This window comes from Pseudorhodoplanes sinuspersici, assembly GCF_002119765.1.
In the GTDB taxonomy this organism is placed as follows: Bacteria; Pseudomonadota; Alphaproteobacteria; order Rhizobiales; family Xanthobacteraceae; genus Pseudorhodoplanes; species Pseudorhodoplanes sinuspersici.
In genome coordinates this window covers 1,901,226-1,918,099 of the sequence record NZ_CP021112.1, presented here as the reverse complement: position 1 = coordinate 1,918,099, position 16,874 = coordinate 1,901,226, and the positions used below count along the sequence as shown (strand labels likewise).

At 58.5% G+C, this 16,874-nt stretch carries 15 protein-coding genes; 6 read left to right on the top strand and 9 right to left on the bottom strand.

The window, feature by feature from the left end; genetic code table 11:
* Nucleotides 1-4: 4 nt before the first annotated feature.
* Nucleotides 5-922 (bottom strand): IclR family transcriptional regulator, encoded by a 918-nt coding sequence (locus tag CAK95_RS09380; protein WP_086087676.1) that lies wholly within the window; start codon nt 920-922, stop codon nt 5-7.
* 59 nt (nt 923-981) lie between these two features.
* On the opposite strand from CAK95_RS09380, the gene CAK95_RS09375 reads away from it, so the two are divergent.
* From CAK95_RS09375 to CAK95_RS09355, 5 genes are all read left to right on the top strand, one after another.
* Nucleotides 982-2,616: a GMC family oxidoreductase gene (locus CAK95_RS09375; RefSeq protein WP_086087675.1), complete on the top strand. Its 1,635-nt coding sequence runs from the start codon at nt 982-984 to the stop codon at nt 2,614-2,616.
* An 81-nt stretch (nt 2,617-2,697) separates the two neighbouring features.
* Complete coding sequence (locus CAK95_RS09370; RefSeq protein WP_086087674.1) at nt 2,698-3,807, top strand: TRAP transporter substrate-binding protein; 1,110 nt, start codon at nt 2,698-2,700, stop codon at nt 3,805-3,807.
* 105 nt (nt 3,808-3,912) lie between these two features.
* Nucleotides 3,913-4,497, top strand: coding sequence for a TRAP transporter small permease subunit (locus tag CAK95_RS09365; RefSeq protein WP_086087673.1), 585 nt, complete (start codon nt 3,913-3,915; stop codon nt 4,495-4,497).
* A complete protein-coding gene (locus CAK95_RS09360; protein ID WP_086087672.1) occupies nt 4,490-5,803 on the top strand; it encodes a TRAP transporter large permease in 1,314 nt (437 codons plus the stop codon). Before CAK95_RS09365 ends, CAK95_RS09360 begins: the two co-directional genes overlap by 8 nt.
* Nucleotides 5,804-6,105: 302 nt before the next feature.
* Nucleotides 6,106-6,525 carry a helix-turn-helix domain-containing protein gene (locus tag CAK95_RS09355; RefSeq protein ID WP_147413674.1) on the top strand — a complete coding sequence of 140 codons (420 nt, stop codon included), beginning with the start codon at nt 6,106-6,108 and terminating at the stop codon, nt 6,523-6,525.
* Between the two features lie 135 nt (nt 6,526-6,660).
* Here CAK95_RS09355 and CAK95_RS09350 read toward each other — a convergent pair whose 3' ends face one another.
* From CAK95_RS09350 to cyoA, 7 genes are all read right to left on the bottom strand, one after another.
* Nucleotides 6,661-7,194 carry a response regulator transcription factor gene (locus tag CAK95_RS09350; RefSeq protein ID WP_086087670.1) on the bottom strand — a complete coding sequence of 178 codons (534 nt, stop codon included), beginning with the start codon at nt 7,192-7,194 and terminating at the stop codon, nt 6,661-6,663.
* Nucleotides 7,184-8,581 carry an ATP-binding protein gene (locus CAK95_RS09345; protein ID WP_086087669.1) on the bottom strand — a complete coding sequence of 466 codons (1,398 nt, stop codon included), beginning with the start codon at nt 8,579-8,581 and terminating at the stop codon, nt 7,184-7,186. Before CAK95_RS09345 ends, CAK95_RS09350 begins: the two co-directional genes overlap by 11 nt.
* Nucleotides 8,582-8,596: 15 nt before the next feature.
* Nucleotides 8,597-9,361 (bottom strand): SURF1 family protein, encoded by a 765-nt coding sequence (locus CAK95_RS09340; protein ID WP_245303806.1) that lies wholly within the window; start codon nt 9,359-9,361, stop codon nt 8,597-8,599.
* A gap of 104 nt (nt 9,362-9,465) precedes the next feature.
* Nucleotides 9,466-9,858: a cytochrome o ubiquinol oxidase subunit IV gene (cyoD, locus tag CAK95_RS09335; RefSeq protein ID WP_086087667.1), complete on the bottom strand. Its 393-nt coding sequence runs from the start codon at nt 9,856-9,858 to the stop codon at nt 9,466-9,468.
* Complete coding sequence (gene cyoC, locus CAK95_RS09330; RefSeq protein ID WP_086087666.1) at nt 9,855-10,484, bottom strand: cytochrome o ubiquinol oxidase subunit III; 630 nt, start codon at nt 10,482-10,484, stop codon at nt 9,855-9,857. Before cyoC ends, cyoD begins: the two co-directional genes overlap by 4 nt.
* A gap of 3 nt (nt 10,485-10,487) precedes the next feature.
* The gene (gene cyoB / locus CAK95_RS09325; RefSeq protein ID WP_086087665.1) at nt 10,488-12,491 is read right to left on the bottom strand and encodes a cytochrome o ubiquinol oxidase subunit I; all 2,004 of its coding nucleotides are present in this window, start codon (nt 12,489-12,491) and stop codon (nt 10,488-10,490) included.
* Between the two features lie 14 nt (nt 12,492-12,505).
* Nucleotides 12,506-13,663: a ubiquinol oxidase subunit II gene (gene cyoA, locus CAK95_RS09320; protein ID WP_086091306.1), complete on the bottom strand. Its 1,158-nt coding sequence runs from the start codon at nt 13,661-13,663 to the stop codon at nt 12,506-12,508.
* A gap of 204 nt (nt 13,664-13,867) precedes the next feature.
* Here cyoA and CAK95_RS09315 point away from each other — a divergent pair, with 204 nt between their 5' ends.
* On the top strand, nt 13,868-15,184 hold the full coding sequence (locus CAK95_RS09315; RefSeq protein WP_086087664.1) for an MFS transporter: 1,317 nt from the start codon (nt 13,868-13,870) through the stop codon (nt 15,182-15,184).
* A gap of 46 nt (nt 15,185-15,230) precedes the next feature.
* Here the strand turns inward: CAK95_RS09315 and CAK95_RS09310 are convergent, their stop codons facing one another.
* Nucleotides 15,231-16,853, bottom strand: coding sequence for an ABC-F family ATP-binding cassette domain-containing protein (locus tag CAK95_RS09310; protein WP_086087663.1), 1,623 nt, complete (start codon nt 16,851-16,853; stop codon nt 15,231-15,233).
* Nucleotides 16,854-16,874 lie beyond the last annotated feature (21 nt).

Below are 16,874 nucleotides of genomic sequence, written 5' to 3'. Positions count from 1 at the left end.
CAGGTCAGACCTCAAAGGTCTTGGCCAGTTTTGCGGCGGCGGTCTGCAGCGCCGGCACAAGCGCAATCGCCGACTTCAGGTCGAGGCGCGCGACAGGAGCGTGGCAAGCCACCGCCGCGAATGTCCTGCCGCGCTCATCTTTGATCGGGACAGCGACAGCGATGAGGCCCGCGAGAAATTCCTCGTTGTCGGTGCTGTAGCCCCGCCGCACGATGCGTTGCAGATCGCGATCAAGATCAGCGCGGTTGGTCATCGAATTCGCCGTGTTCGGGGTGAGCTTGAGCGTTTTGAGAATTTGTTGCCGCGTGGGTTTCGGCAGCGATGCGAGTAACAGTTTCCCGCTGGCGGTGCAGTGCATGGGCACGCGCGATCCCGGCTCGAGCATCAGCCGTAATGGCCAGCGCGTTTCCACGCGATCGAGATAAAGGACCTCGGCCCCCGCCAGCGCAGTCAGGTTGCAGGTCTCCCCCACGCTTTCCACGAGATCTGCGAGTATCGCGTGGCGCGCGCTCAGCGGTCCAGTCGACCGCAAGATACCAATGCCAAGCCGTGTGAGCCGCGCGCTGACGGCGTACTTTCGGGTCCCGCCTTCTCGGATCAGGTAGCCTTCGTCTTCCAGTCGCTGGCAAAGCCGGAATGCAGTCGCCTGTGGAATATCGAGATGCCGCGCGAGTTCGATCAACGATGCAGGGCCTTCAATCGCAACCAATGCTTCCAGGAGACCCAACGCGCGGGTCACCGCCGGCCGGCTGTGCCTGCCCGCCTCGCTTCGCTGTTCTGCCAGTTGCTTGTGCCGGGATCGTCCCATGTGTCTCCTCAGCGATCGTTGTGAAAACGCATTGCGCGCGACGATTTCAAGCCGCGCATTATTTCGTTTAACGGTTTTTTTTGTTTCACTTTCTGATTGACCCTTTCGCCGCATCGGCGTCAAGTTCAATCATGCGAACCGCCGTCAAGAGCGGTCGCGGGGGAGACGTTCGGATGCAAGACGGGGACTGTGATCTTGTCATCGTCGGTGGGGGTTCGGCGGGCTGCGTGCTGGCCAATCGTCTGAGCGCCGACGGCCGCCTTCGCGTTGTGCTCCTCGAGGCAGGCCCGAGGGATTCGAATCCCTGGATCCATATTCCGATCGGCTACGGCAAGACGATGTGGGACAAGAAGGTCAATTGGGCCTTCTTCACCGAACCTGATCCGAACATGAATGGCCGCCGCATCTATTGGCCGCGCGGCAAGGTGCTCGGCGGAAGCAGCTCCATCAACGGTCTCATCGCGATCCGCGGGCAATCTGAAGACTATGACCGTTGGGAAAAACTCGGTTGCCTCGGCTGGGGCTGGAGCAGCGTGCTGCCTTACTTTCGCAAGCTCGAAAACAATCCGGATCACGCCAACGATCAAGCGCATGGCGCCAATGGCCCCGTATCTGTGAGATCGATCCGGGCGAGGCATGAGTTGATCGAAGCCGTCATTGCATCGGCAAAGGCACTCGGCGTGCCGGAGACCAAAGATTTCAACAGCGGCAATCAGGAAGGTGTCGGCTATTATCAGCTCACGACCCACAACGGATTGCGCATGAGCGCAGCCAAAGCCTATCTCAAACCCGCCCGAAAGCGACAGAACCTCCGCCTGTTGACCGATGCACACGCTACAGGATTGATCTTCGAGGGTAAGCGCGCAGTCGGCGTACGCTATCGCACGGACAGCGAAGATCACGAGATCAGGGCGAAGCACGGCGTCATCCTGTCGGCTGGTGCGTTACAATCGCCACAGTTGCTGATGCTGTCCGGGATCGGACCCGCAGCGCATCTGCAGGAACACGGAATTCCCGTGCGGGTCGATCGCCCAGCCGTCGGCGCCAATCTCCAGGACCACCTGCAGATCCGCCTGATCTACAAATGCGCCAAACGGATCACGACCAACGACCAGCTCAATTCGCTGTTCGGTCGCGCCCTGATCGGCCTGCAATGGCTTTTCCTGCGAAGGGGTCCGCTTGCGGTCGGGATCAATCAGGGCGGTCTCTTCACCGCCGTCCTCAACGAGAGCACGACGCCCGACATCCAGTTTCACATTGCGACACTGAGTGCTGATTTGGCAGGAGCAAAGCCGCATCCCTTTTCGGGATTTACGCTTTCGGTATGTCAGCTGCGCCCTTCGAGCCGTGGTTGCGTCAAGCTCGCTTCCGCCAACCCGCTCGACGCGCCGCTCATGTACGCCAATTATCTTGACACTGACCTCGATCGCCGGTGCGTCACGGCAGCCATGGCCTTCGCCCGCAAACTGGCCGCGACGCAGCCACTCAAGAGCTATGTCGCGGAAGAATTTCTGCCGGGCCCCTCGGCAACGACCGAGCGGGATCTTCTCGAATTTGCGCGCAACTCCGGCGCAACGATCTTTCATCCATCCGGCACCTGTCGCATGGGAACAGACACGGATGCGGTCGTCGATCCGCGCCTGCGCTTGCGCGGTATCGATAATCTCTGGGTGGTCGATTGCTCGATCATGCCGACACTTGTTTCAGGCAACACCAATCTGCCGGTGATCATGATTGCCGAGAAAGCATCCGACATGATCATGGAGGAGATTCATTCACGCGTAGACCAACTGCAAAACGTGGCGTGAAACAACGCGCCCATCACAAGCGGCCGGCGGCAATCCCTGCCGATAAGAAGTCCGCGGTGCGATCTAGTGAGGAGATAGCCAATGCCCTACAGATTGATGTCGTACAGACTGCTGAAGTCATTATTCATCGCCTTCGTTGTGTTATTCGCCGCAACCTCGGCGTGGGCACAACAGAAAATCCGCATGCAGACGGCCGTGCCGACGGCAAGTATCTATTTTGAACTCTTGAAGCGATATGCCGAACGCGTCGACAAGATGTCGAACGGCAAGATCAAGATCGAAGTTCTGCCGGATGGTGCCATCGTTCCGGCTTTCGAAATCCTCGACGCCGTCGACAAGGGCATCGTCGAGGCCGGCTATGCCTGGACCCATTACTGGTCCGGCAAGCATCCGGCCGCCGGATTGTTCTCCAATCCGATGGCGGGCGCGGGCGCCGGGCTTGATCAGCTGTCACATGTCGCCTGGCTTTACGAGGGCGGCGGCAACAAGCTGCTCGACAAATTGTACAGCGACGTTCTGAAAGTCAGAATCGTAGCACACATGGTGCAGCCGATGGGTCCTGATCCGCTTGGCTGGTTCAAGCGGCCGATCAAGGACGTGGCTGACTTCAAGAGCATGAAATATCGTTCGCCACCCGGTATCACCGGCGAGATTTTCAAGGAAATGGGAATCGCTGCGGTGGCGATGCCAGGCGGCGAAATCGTTCCGGCGGCGCAACGCGGCACGATCGACGCGGCCGAATGGATCGGACCGGCCGACGACCGCAACCTGGGTCTGCATACTGTCTGGAAGAACTACTACCTGCAGGGGCTCCATCAATCGACCGACGTCGGAGAAATCCTCTGGAATAAGGATTGGTACGCCAAGCTCCCGGCCGACCAGCGGGCGATTCTCGAAGCGGCTTCACTGGCGTCGATCGGCGAGACCTATACCTTCAATGTCTGGCGTAATGCTCAGGCAATCTTCGAGCTCCGCGAGAAGCACGGTGTCAAGATTCTCGATACTCCAAAAGAGTTCTATCCCGAATTCGTGAAAGCCACGAATACGGTGCTCGATCGATATGCGGCAAAGGACCCCTTCTTTAAAGAGGTCCTCGACAGTCAGCGCACGTTTGCAAAAACCGTCGTGCCGTATTGGACAAAAATTCTCGATCTCTATTCGGAGCTCGGCAATTCGGCACTGGATAAATAGCGGTGCCGCTCGTGCCGGTCCGGCCGCTGTGGCTCGGACCGGCATTGCTGCCGCGACAAGACACGCACATGGGCGAAAACCGCGTGTCACGAAAGGGGGATTGCGATGACGAATGACCGAGAACCGGCAATCACGCGTCTGATCCACATCATCGACAAACCCGCCCTGTGGTCGGGTTGGCTCGTCAGCTGGCTCATCGTGCCGATGGTGCTAGCGCTCGTTTACGAAGTCACCGCGCGTTACTTCCTTAATGCGCCGACAGTCTGGGCCTACGATGTGACATTCATCACCTACGGCACTTTCTTTATGCTGGGATCCGCCTACACGCTGCAGCGGGGCGGACATATCCGCACCGACATCTATTACGGACAATGGTCGCCGCGAAGGCAAGGGATGGTGGACACGCTCTGCTATCTCATTTTCTTCTTTCCACCGCTCATCATTTTTCTTTTTGTCACCTGGGACTTTTTCTGGACCTCCTTCCTGCGCGATGAACGCAGCGTGACGTCACCGTGGCTGCCGCGCATCTGGCCATTGAAGGCAGTGCTGCCGACAACGTGCGTCTTGCTCCTCATTCAGGGCGCCGGCGAGCTGTTGCGCTCGATCCATGCCTGGAAGACAGGCCATTGGGTCCCGAGGTTCAATCCGGTCTCCGCGACTGATCGTATCGAAGAGAGACCCCATGTCTAACGAGATCATCGGGCTTCTGTCTCTGGTTCTTCTCTTCACGACGATCTTTATCGGCTTTCCGATTGCTTTCACGCTGGTCGCGGTCGCGCTCGGCGTCGGCTGGTTTGCGCTTGGACCGGTCGCAATTCACCTGATGACTCTGCAATTCTTCTCGGTCATGAAGGAGACGTCGCTGGCATCGGTTCCGTTCTTTCTGTTCATGGGTTATCTGCTCGAACAGTCCGGACTGATGGAGAAGCTTTTTCGTGGCGTGCAGCAGTTGCTTGCGAATGTTCGGGGCTCGCTGTATCTCGCAGTGCTCATCACAGCAACAATCTTTGCGGCCGCGACAGGAATTGTGGGTTCATCGGTCACGCTGCTTGGCGTGATGGCGGCGCCGTCGATGATCCGCTCAAAATACGATGTTCGGATGTCGGCCGGCGCCATCACTGCCGGAGGCACACTCGGCATCCTCATCCCGCCATCTGTGATGCTGATTGTCATGGGGCCGGCGGTCGGCGTGCCGACCACCGACTTGTTCGTCGCGGCGGTGGTTCCGGGATTGATGCTGGCGGGGCTCTACATCTTATATTGTCTCGGCATGTGTTACTATGACCCGGCTTATGGCCCGCCACTGCCGATGGGCGAACGCGCCGCGAGCAAAATCACCGTCCTGAAGGAGCTTGCGGTCGGCGTCATTCCGGTCATCATCGCCATTCTCGGTACGCTGGGCGTGATACTGGCAGGTATCGCAACGCCTACGGACGCCGGGGCGGTCGGAGCGTTCGTCATTTTCATGCTTACGCTCATAACGCGGACCATGACCTGGCCGAAACTCAAGAAGACGCTCTACGCAACGCTCGAATCGTCTTGCATGATCCTGCTGCTTGTGGCTGCCTCGAATTATTTCGGCGCAATCTTTGCGCGACTTGGGACAGCCAACATGATCGCCGAATGGCTGATCGAACTTCCGTTTCCGCCGACGATCATGCTCATCTTGATTCTGGCACTTATCTTCGTGCTCGGCTGGCCGCTGGAATGGGTGCCGATCGCGCTGATCGTCGTCCCGATCATGCTTCCTCTGGTTCAGAAGCTTGGAATTGATCTGATCTGGTTCTGTACGCTGGTAGCTGTGTGTTTACAGACGGCCTGGCTGTCACCGCCGGTGGCATTATCGGCCTATTTTCTGAAAGGCGTCGTGCCGCAATGGGAGCTAAGCGACATCTATCGGGGCATGGTGCAGTTCATGATCTTACAGCTGATCGGCCTCGGATTGCTGCTGATGTTTCCCGAAATCGCGCTGTGGTTGCCACGGGTGATGAACTAGGCCAAGCATTCGAAGCCAGGAAAATAATCGCGATAGCTTTATATCGTGTTCCGCCTGCGCTGGCTCTCACGTTGAGAGATATCCCGGTCAGCTTCGCGCGAGACAGCGCACAAGACGTCTCCACCGAGAATGGTATGAATCTAACCGTCACTGGCGAGAACTTGGCGTTTCAGAAAAGGAGCCGCTGAGCCCTACCCAATGGCCGTATCGCTCAGGTGCAATGATGTTCATCGCCGCATGTTTGATCCCAGCGCAAACATCACGAGACAAGGCCGACTTGTCAATCGGCCGATGAGGCGGAGTTGCTGGCCGACAACCTTTGCAATCTCGTCGCGCTTCTTACTGCGCACAACACGTCAGAGCTAAATACAGCGAAGGAGCGTCTCTCCGAAATCGAAAGAATATTCGCTTTTATAAGGCGTCATTTGATGAACCCGAACCTGTCGCCGCAGACTTTGGCCAAGCATTTGAATGTGTCGATCAGAACCATTCACAATCGATTTGAAGCTGCGGAAACGTCATTCGGCCGCGCCTTGCTTGAGTTGAGACTTGACGAGACACAACGAGCGCTCGCCGATCCGCGCCAGGCCGTGTATTCTGTGACCCAAATCACCTATGGCGTTGGCTTCAACGACCTCTCACATTTTTCGACAGCCTTTCGTACGAAATTCAGAACCCCTCCCAGACCAATATCGAAGGTGGCGACAATCGCAGGCACGTAGATTGAACGCTGATTGACTTGCCGACGGCAAGAGCGGTCCGTCTGCCCTTGCAGACCGCAGGTGTTGTAGCGATTGATGTATCAAAGTTTTTTACGAACCTGATTCAGACTTATGTGTCATTCGACAGGCGTTTCATTATTTGACTTGGCGCTTCTCAAGCTTGCGGGCCAACGTTCGCCGGTGCATGCCAAGGCGCCTTGCCGTTTCGGAGATATTGAAGTCGGTTTCCATCAGCGTCTGATGGATGCGCTCCCATTCAAGGGTTTTGATCGAGGTTGGACGCTCCGCAAGCGTCACCGCCGTGTCGCCGGCCGCCTTCCTGAACGCCGCTTCGATATCATCGGTGCTCGACGGTTTGGCGAGATAATGGCAGGCGCCGAGTTTGATTGCTTCCACCGCTGTCGCGATACTCGCGAAGCCAGTCAACACAACAATAAGCATATCCTCGTCGTGGGCATGGAGTTCTTCCACACAGGCGAGTCCTGAGACACCTGCCAGCTTAAGGTCCACAACAGCGTAGCCTGGAGAATGCGTCTTCAGGATTTCGCGAATATCCTCGTATCCTGCCGCAAGCAGCACTTCGTATCCGCGCCGCTCGAACGATCGCTTGAGCGTTCTAGCAAATCCAGGGTCGTCCTCGACGATCATCAGCAGACGGTCATCCGGCATATCCGCGACCTCCGATCGCAAGCGTGGCCAGCGGCAGGATCAAAGTGACGGTCGCGCCGCCCTGCAGGCGGTTCCGCGCCGTCACCGACCCGCCAAGCTTGCGGACTACATTCGTCACCAGGAACAGCCCAAGGCCACCACCGGGACGCCCTTTGCTGGATTGATAGGGCTTGCCCAGATGCATAAGCATCTCTGAATCAAATCCAGGCCCATTATCACTGACGCGGAGCACAAGCGCTTCGTCATCACGCTCGGCAGCAAACTCCACCCAACTCGGCGACACTTCGAACGCATTGTCGAGCACGTTGAAAACGACTTGCTTGAGCGCCGTATCCGAGACGATGGCAAGATCGGTGCCGAACCTGTTCTCATAGGAGAGCGTTGAGACCGCCCGCGCCTCGCGCCATTCCGCGACGAGCTCGGCCAGGAAATTATTCACCGTCGTCGCGGAGGACGCCTCACCCCGTGCTTCGCCAGCCGATACAAGAATACCCGTAACAATCGATTTGCAACGCTGCAACGCTGACTGCATCTCCTCCATATCGTCCGCCATCTCGGGATCGGAAGACAGCGCCGACATACGCCGCCAGTCACTGAGGATCACGGATAGAGACGCCAACGGCGTACCAAGTTCGTGCGCGGCACCCGACGCAAGCAACCCCATCCGGACAATGTGATCCTCCTCCGCCGCGTGTTGCCGTAGCGCAGCGACATGGGCATCGCGCTCACGCAGGTTTTGAGTGATACGCGCCACGAACACGACAAGCAGCGTCGCATCCAGAGCGAAACCAACGAACATGCCGATGATATGCAAATTGAATAGATCGCCGGTCTCGGCGGGCAGTTGGAGCGGGTGGTAGAAAACCATAAGACCCGCAAAACTCGCACAGGTGAGCGCGACGAGCGACCAGGTCGATCGCGCGTCAAGAAGCACAGCGCCCAGCGTAACTTGCAGGAGATAGAGAGATGTGAACGGGTTTGTCGCTCCTCCACTCAAATAAAGCTGAGCGGTCAAAGCGGCGACATCGAGCATGAGAGCGATTAACAATTCGCGGTTGCTGACTTCGGCCCGGTTACGCAGCCAGACGAGGCTCGCGACATTGAGCACCACCAGCGCACAAAGTACGACAGCCATCGGGACAAGCGGCAAGGTGATGCCGAGCCAAACCTGCACAAAGGCAATGGTCACGATCTGGCCGCCCACGGCGATCCAGCGAAGCTGAATCAGGAGCGCCATGTTTTTACGGTTGGTGGTATCGTCGACAGGCGGCGGCGGAATGGCCGCACCCGTGGCCGATCCCTTCTGTCTGGACGGCTGGATAGCCTCTGCTCCGCGCGAGCCGGCGCTCGCACCTGTCGCTGTCAGCGCATGCGTTTTGAAGGGCATCCCAGTCCAGTCTTGCTACAACGCTTTACTCGTCGTTTCGCCGTTGCTGGCCGCTCGCGGACGATCTGCCCCACAATCTAGGAGGTTTCGGCGAAAGTGCCACTCGTCTCGCGCGACGAATCCCATTGCCCCGGCCAACATGAGAGCCAGTGCAAACCACGTCAAAGCATAGACCAGATGATTGTTTGGAAAGGCGATGACCGTCAGACCTCCCACTGGCCATCCGCCCGGATTGGGCGTCGTATCCGCATCGATGAAGAATGGTGCAACTTCAGACAAACCGCGCGCGGCGGCAATGGCGGCAACATCGCGAGAATACCAGTGGCCGGCCGCCGGATCATTCGACCGCAGGAAACCGCCTTTCGGTTCCGTCATACGGACCAAGCCCGTTACGATCGTCTCTCCCGCAACCTGCCCCTTCTTCCGCTTCTCGGAATCACGCAAATCTGGCGGAACAAAGCCACGATTGACCAGCACTGTGAACCCTTGGATGGTGCGAAACGGGGTTATCACCCAGTAGCCGCTTCCGCGTTCCGTGACAGCCTGCACCAATGTTTCACGGTCGTTGAGGAAATGGCCAGTGGCGCGCACCCTCAGATAAGCATCGTCGGCGGCATTGATCCGCGGCCATGTCTCAGGCCCTGGCACGGCGACCGGCGCAGCGTGAATACGCTGCTCGACCTGACCGATCAGTTGCAGCTTCCAGATCCGCCGCTCGAGCTGCCATACACCCAGCGCCGTCAAAGCCACGACGCCGAGCGCGGCCAACACAGCCAGCAAGCATAGGGTGAGCTTCGAGCGTGCCGAGCGCGCGAATTCGAACCGTCGGCTGGCGGTGATTATATCGCGCCGATGTTGAATATCTCTCGCAGGCGCGGCAGCAATCACGGCATCTGACTCATATCGTGCACCGGCATCATGTTGATGTTGAGGTGATACATCACCCATAGCGAGCCGGTCAGCGCAATCATGACCATGATGATGGTGAAGATCAGCGCCATCATGCTCCACCCTTCCTCCGATCGCGTATCCATATGCAGGAAGTAGATCATATGGACCACGATCTGCACGGCAGCGAATGCCATGATCAAGAATGCAGTCACTTGCTTGTTGCCAAGGGCATCGCTCATGACAAGCCAGAACGGAATCGCGGTCAGAATGACCGAGAGACCGAATCCTGTCAGATAGCTGCGCAGCGAACCATGCGACTGCCCGCCATGCGTGTGAGCATCATCATGCGCCGCGGAACTATGTGCAGCACGCGTTTCAGCATTCATCGCAGCATCCCCATCAGATAGACGAAGGTGAAGACGCCGATCCAGATGACGTCAAGAAAATGCCAGAACATGCTCAGGCACATCAGCCGCCGCCGGTTCGCCACGATCAGGCCATGGCGGGCAACCTGGACCATCAGCGTTACGAGCCAAAGAATGCCGAAAGTCACATGCAGACCGTGGGTACCGACCAGCGTAAAGAATGACGACAGGAAGGCGCTGCGCTGCGGCGTCGCACCTTCGTGGATCATGTGTGCGAATTCGTAAAGTTCGATGCCGAGAAAGGCGAGGCCGAAGAGTCCAGTGATGGCGAGCCACCCCTGCACCTGCGCGACGCGACCCTTCACCATCGCCAGCATGGCGAAGCCATAGGTAATGGATGACAACAGAAGCATCGATGTGTTGACGGCCACCAGCGACAGGTCGAACAGATCCTTGGGGGCCGGACCGGCCGCATAGTTGGCGCCCAGCACGCCATAAGTCGCAAACAGGATCGCGAAGATGAGACAGTCGCTCATCAAATAGATCCAGAAGCCGAGCATGGTGCTGCCACCCTCGGCATGCGGATGCTCGTCCGCCACATAAAAGATGGTAGAAGCATCCTTCGGCGGCGCTATCGCGATTGTCATGGCTCAGGCTCCCGCTGCCAGAAGGCGCGTGCGCTCGCTCTCAGTCCGCACGACGTCCGAAGCCGATATCTGGAAATCGCGGTGATAGTTGAAGGTGTGACCGATCGCGACCGCGAGCAGCCCGATGAAACTCAGCGCGGCCAACCACCACATGTACCAGATCAACCCGAAGGCCAGCGCCGTGCTCAATCCGGCCAGAATGACTCCCGTCCCGGTATTGCTCGGCATGAGGATCGCCTTGAAGCCTTCAAGCGGACGGCGGTAGCCGCGCCGCTTCATATCCCACCAAGCATCGTTATCGTGGACGATCGGGGTGAAGGCGAAATTGTAGACGGGCGGCGGCGACGAAGTCGCCCATTCCAGCGTTCGCGCCTCCCACGGATCGCCGGTCACATCGCGCAACGCCTCACGCCGCCGGATGCTGACGACGATCTGCACAAGGAAGGCGACGATGCCGAGAAGGATAAGGAAAGCGCCGATGCCTGCGACGACGAACCAGATCTGCAGCGACGGATCGTCGAACACGCGCAGGCGCCGCGTCACGCCCATCAGGCCCAGCACGTAGAGCGGCATGAAGGCGAAGTAGAAACCCGAAACCCAGAACCAGAACGACAGTTTGCCCCAGAACGGATCGAGCTTGAACCCGAAGGCCTTGGGAAACCAGAAACTGATACCGGCAAAGGCTCCGAACACTACGCCACCGATGATGACGTTGTGGAAATGCGCAACCAGAAACAGGCTGTTATGCAGCACGAAATCGGCCGGCGGCACCGCGAGCAGCACACCGGTCATGCCGCCGATAACGAAGGTGAGCATGAACGCCAATGTCCACATCATCGGGAGCTCGAGCCGGACCCGGCCGCGATACATCGTAAACAGCCAGTTGAACATTTTGGCGCCGGTCGGGATCGAGATGATCATGGTGGTGATCCCGAAGAAGGAATTCACGCTCGCGCCCGATCCCATCGTGAAGAAGTGATGCAACCAGACTAGATAGGACAGGATGGTGATCACCACCGTGGCGTAAACCATCGATGTGTAACCAAACAGCCGCTTGCCAGAGAAGGTCGATGTCACCTCCGAGAAAATGCCGAAGGCCGGCAGGATCAGGATGTAGACTTCAGGATGGCCCCAGATCCAGATGAGGTTCACGTACATCATCGGATTGCCGCCGAAGTCGTTCGTGAAGAAATTCGTGCCGACATAGCGGTCGAGGGACAACAGCGCGAGCACCGCGGTCAGCACCGGAAAGGAAGCAACGATCAGCACATTCGTGCACAGCGCAGTCCAGGTGAAGACCGGCATTTTCATCATCGTCATGCCGGGCGCGCGCAGCTTCACGATGGTGCAGATCAGGTTGACGCCGGACAGCAGCGTGCCCACGCCTGCCACCTGAAGCGACCAGATGTAATAATCGACGCCGACGTCCGGGCTGTAGCCGATATTCGAGAGCGGCGGATAGGCCAGCCAGCCGGTGCGCGCGAATTCACCTACGAACAGCGACATCATGACGAGGACTGCGCCGGCTGCCGTCATCCAGAAGCTGAAATTATTGAGGAATGGAAATGAGACGTCCCGCGCGCCGATCTGCAGCGGCACGACATAGTTCATGAGGCCGGTCACGAGCGGCATCGCCACGAAGAAGATCATGATCACACCGTGAGCGGTGAAGATCTGATCGTAGTGATGCGCGTTGAGATAACCCTCCGAACCACCGAAGGCCATGGCCTGCTGAAGACGCATCATGATGGCGTCCGCAAAGCCGCGCAGCAGCATGACGATGCCGAGCACCATGTACATGATGCCGATACGCTTGTGATCCACGCTGGTGAACCACTCGCGCCACAAATAACCCCAGAGGCGGAAATAAGTGATGGCACCGAGAAGAGCCAACCCGCCCAATGCCACCACCGCGAACGTGCCGACGACAATCGGCTCGTGCAGCGGCAATGATTCCAATGTCAGCCGGCCGAAGACCGCTTTGAGAAGGGCGGGATTATCGAACATGCCGCTATCACTCATCATTGAAGCCGGAGCTGCGGGTTGATCAAGGATGCCGAAGGCTGGCGTGCCGACGTGAAGGCCGGCCGCGGCAAGCCTGCGCCGCGAACCGGCGTGGTATTGATCGGCGCGGCTGTTGTGGCTGGCGCTCCGTCCAGTTCGTCGATGGCGCAAATGCCGGCAACATAGGTCGGCTCGGGTCCAAAGACTGTGCCCCGCGCGGCATGTTTATCATAGGTCAGAGGCAAGACATTGTTGATGCCGGCCATCCCCAATCCACCTTTGGCATCAATGGCCATCATTTCGTTCATGCACATCTTGCCGGGCTCAACGCACATGTTGAGGATGGCCCGATACAAAGCCGGATCGACCGTCGCGTAACGGCGCACGGGGTCGTTTTCACTCGGGCGTTCGAGTTGGAGATAGCTGCTCCGATCCAATGCACCGCCGCCCGCTTTCACGCTCGCGACCCATTTGTCGAATGCGTCGCTCGCCAATCCATGAAAGGCGAAGCGCATACCGGAGAACCCAGCACCGCTATAATTGGCGGAGAAGCCTTGATAGACGCCGGGCTCATTGATGACGGCGTGCAACTTCGTCTCCATACCCGGCATCGCATAGACCTGTCCGGCGAGCGCGGGGATGTAGAAAGAATTCATCACCGATGACGATGTGATCTTGAACTGGATCGGCCGATCGACCGGTGCCGCAAGTTCATTGACCGTGGCGATACCGTATTCGGGATAAATAAACAGCCATTTCCAATCGAGCGCGACGACGTTCACCTCCAAAGGCTTCGTCTGCTGCGTGACGGGGCGCCCCGATGCAACACGACCAATCGGGCGATAGGGATCGAGCAGATGCGTTCCCATCCATGTGAGCGCGCCAAGACAGATGATGATCAACAGAGGCGCAGCCCAGATAACGAGTTCGAGCTGGGTTGAGTGATCCCAGTCCGGCTCATAGCGCGCCGCATCGTTCGAATGCCGGTAACGCCAGGCGAACAGCACGGTGAGCGCCATGACAGGCACGATGATGAGCAGCATCAATACGGTCGAGATGACCACAAGATCGCGCTGCTGCCCGGCCACGTCGCCAGCAGGATCAAGGACAACGAAGTTGCAGCCACTCAGCAGCGCCACCAGCGGCAACAGGGCAATCATGCGAAAGCGGTTCAAGGCGGAACCCATCGGTCGGATTTCACTCTTCCGTCTGACACCTACTTGCGCCACAGCTCGAGCGGCATTGGACAATTTGTCCAATGCCGCAGCGCACCATACAGAGGCAGATAAAGGCATGGAGCCTGCTGGGCGCGGTCTGGATTCGACTGCGGCCCTGCGCTTTTTTTGAACGGTGCAAAGGTCATGGCGCAGTCACCCGCAATGGCTGAACGGGACGCGAGGCTTATCAGCGGCCAGCACGGCAGCGTGAATCCTGGCGAGATCGCGATCGGCGTCATCATTGGCCGGACGTCGGAATTTTTCGACTTCTTCGTCTATGCCATCGCCTCCGTGATTGTGTTCCCGAAGCTCGTGTTTCCGTACGCAGACCCGCTAACGGCAACGCTCTACTCATTCGCCATTTTCGCCCTTGCCTTCATCGCGCGACCGTTTGGCACCGTTATCTTCACGGCCATCGATCGCGCTCACGGCAAAAGCGTAAAACTGACAATCGCCTTGTTTTTGCTTGGCACATCGACTGTCGCCATCGCGTTCTTGCCGGGCTACAACCAGATCGGTGTCGCGTCCGTGTGGCTATTGGCGCTGGCCCGTGTCGGACAAGGTGTGGCTTGGGGCGGCACGTGGGATGGGCTTGCGTCGCTCCTCGCGCTCAACGCTCCGCAGCGCCGCCGCGGCTGGTATGCGATGATCCCTCAGGTTGGCGCTCCGCTCGGGTTGATTGTAGCGAGCGCGCTCTTTGCCTTCTTTGTCGGCAATCTATCGGCTGAAGACTTTTTCAGCTGGGGCTGGCGATATCCGTTCTTCGTTGCCTTCGCCATTAATGTTGTCGCGCTCTTCGCCCGGCTTCGTATCGTCGTAACGCCGGATTACACTGAGCTATTTGAGAATCGCGACTTGCAGCCGACCCCGGTTGTAGACACGCTACGACATGAGGGACGGAATATCGCCATCGGCGCCTTTGCGCCGCTGGCGAGTTTTGCCCTCTTTCACATGGTCACTGTTTTCCCACTGTCGTGGGTCTTTTTGTTCACGAGCGAAGGACCTGCACGATTTCTGATCATCGAGACGATCGCGGCCATCTTCGGAGTCGCGGCTATTGTGGCCTCCGGCCTGATCGCTGACCGTATCGGACGCCGATCGCTGCTCGCGAGCTCCGCGGTGGCCATCGCCGCCTTCAGCGGATTTGCACCGCAATTGCTCGACAGCGGCGTGGTCGGCGAGACATTCTTCATGGTGCTTGGCTTCGTCCTTCTTGGACTCTCGTTCGGCCAGTCCTCCGGCGCCGTCGCGTCCAGCTTCTCCAAGAAATATCGCTACACGGCCTCTGCCCTGACGTCCGATTTCGCCTGGCTCTTCGGGGCCGGCTTTGCGCCATTGGCGGCCCTTCTTCTTGCGAGCCATTTCGGGCTCATTTCGGCCGGCGCCTATCTGCTTTCGGGAGCGGCCTGCACTCTGTTGGCGCTGAGATTCAGCAGATGGCTGGAGACGACAGATCAGGACACCGCGAAAGAGACGTGATCCACGCCCTTCGTGAGATCACCATGTCACATGGTGTCGCCTCGCCTCAGCTCCGCAAGCCGGGCGCTTCCTGGCCCGTGCGCGCGACATATTCTGTATAGCCGCCACCATACTGGTGGATACCATCGGACGTCAGTTCGAGCACGCGATTGGACAGTGCCGCAAGGAAGTGCCGATCATGCGAGACAAACAGCATTGTGCCCTCATATTGCGCCAGCGCCGCGATCAGCATCTCCTTGGTCGCCATATCGAGATGGTTGGTCGGCTCGTCCAGCACAAGGAAATTTGGCGGATCGTAGAGCATCTTCGCCATCACCAGACGCGCCTTTTCGCCGCCCGATAATACGCGGCATCTCTTCTCGACGTCGTCGCCGGAAAAACCGAAACAACCGGCAAGCGTGCGCAGCGAACCCTGTCCCGCCTGCGGGAATGACTCCTCCAACTCCTCGAACACCGTATTCTCGCCGTCCAGCAGATCCATCGCGTGCTGCGCGAAATATCCCGTCTTGACGCTGCCGCCGACCGTAACCGTACCGTCGTCGGGCTCCGTCGTATTTGTCACCAGCTTCAGCAGCGTAGACTTGCCTGCACCATTGATACCCATGACGCACCAGCGCTCTTTGCGGCGGATCATGAAATCCAGGCCCTCATAGATACGTTTGCTGCCATAACCTTTATAGACATTTTTCAAACTGACCACGTCCTCACCCGAGCGCGGTGCCTGCGGGAAGTCGAACGCCACGCTCTGGCGGCGCTTTGGCGGCTCAACGCGCTCAATCTTCTCCAGCTTCTTGACGCGGCTCTGCACCTGCGCCGCATGTGAAGCGCGCGCCTTGAAGCGCTCGATGAACTTGATTTCCTTCGCCAGCATCGCCTGCTGGCGCTCGAACTGCGCTTGCTGTTGCTTTTCGTTCTGCGCGCGCTGCTGCTCATAGAATTCGTAGTCGCCGGAATAGGTCGTCAGCGCACCTCCGTCGATCTCGACGATCTTATTAACGATGCGGTTCATGAACTCGCGATCGTGCGAGGTCATGAGCAGCGCGCCGTCATAACCCTTCAAGAATTGCTCCAGCCAGATCAGGCTTTCCAGATCGAGATGGTTGCTCGGCTCGTCCAACAGCATGACGTCGGGGCGCATGAGCAAGATGCGGGCAAGCGCGACACGCATCTTCCAGCCGCCGGACAGGTTTCCTACGTCGCCGTCCATCATCTCCTGGCTGAAACTGAGACCGGAAAGGACTTCTCGCGCCCGTGCATCCAGCGCATATCCGTCCATTTCCTCAAAACGCGCCTGCACCTCCCCATAGCGTTCAAGAATCTGGTCCATGTCACCGGCCCGATCCGGTTCGGTCATGGCGGCTTCCAGTTCCTTCAATTCGGCCGCGACCTCGCTCACCGGGCCCGCGCCATTCATCACTTCAGTGACAGCGCTGCGGCCGGACATCTCCCCGACATCCTGGCTGAAATAACCAATGGTCACGCCGCGATCGACGGCGACCTGCCCCTCATCGGGCTGGTCCTGGCCGGTGATCATCCGAAACAGAGTGGTCTTGCCAGCCCCGTTAGGACCGACGAGACCAATTTTCTCGCCTTTTTGAAGCGCCGCGGAGGCTTCGATGAAGAGGATCTGGTGGCCGTTCTGCTTACCAATATTGTCGAGACGGATCATGTGCACACGAAGCTGAGAAAA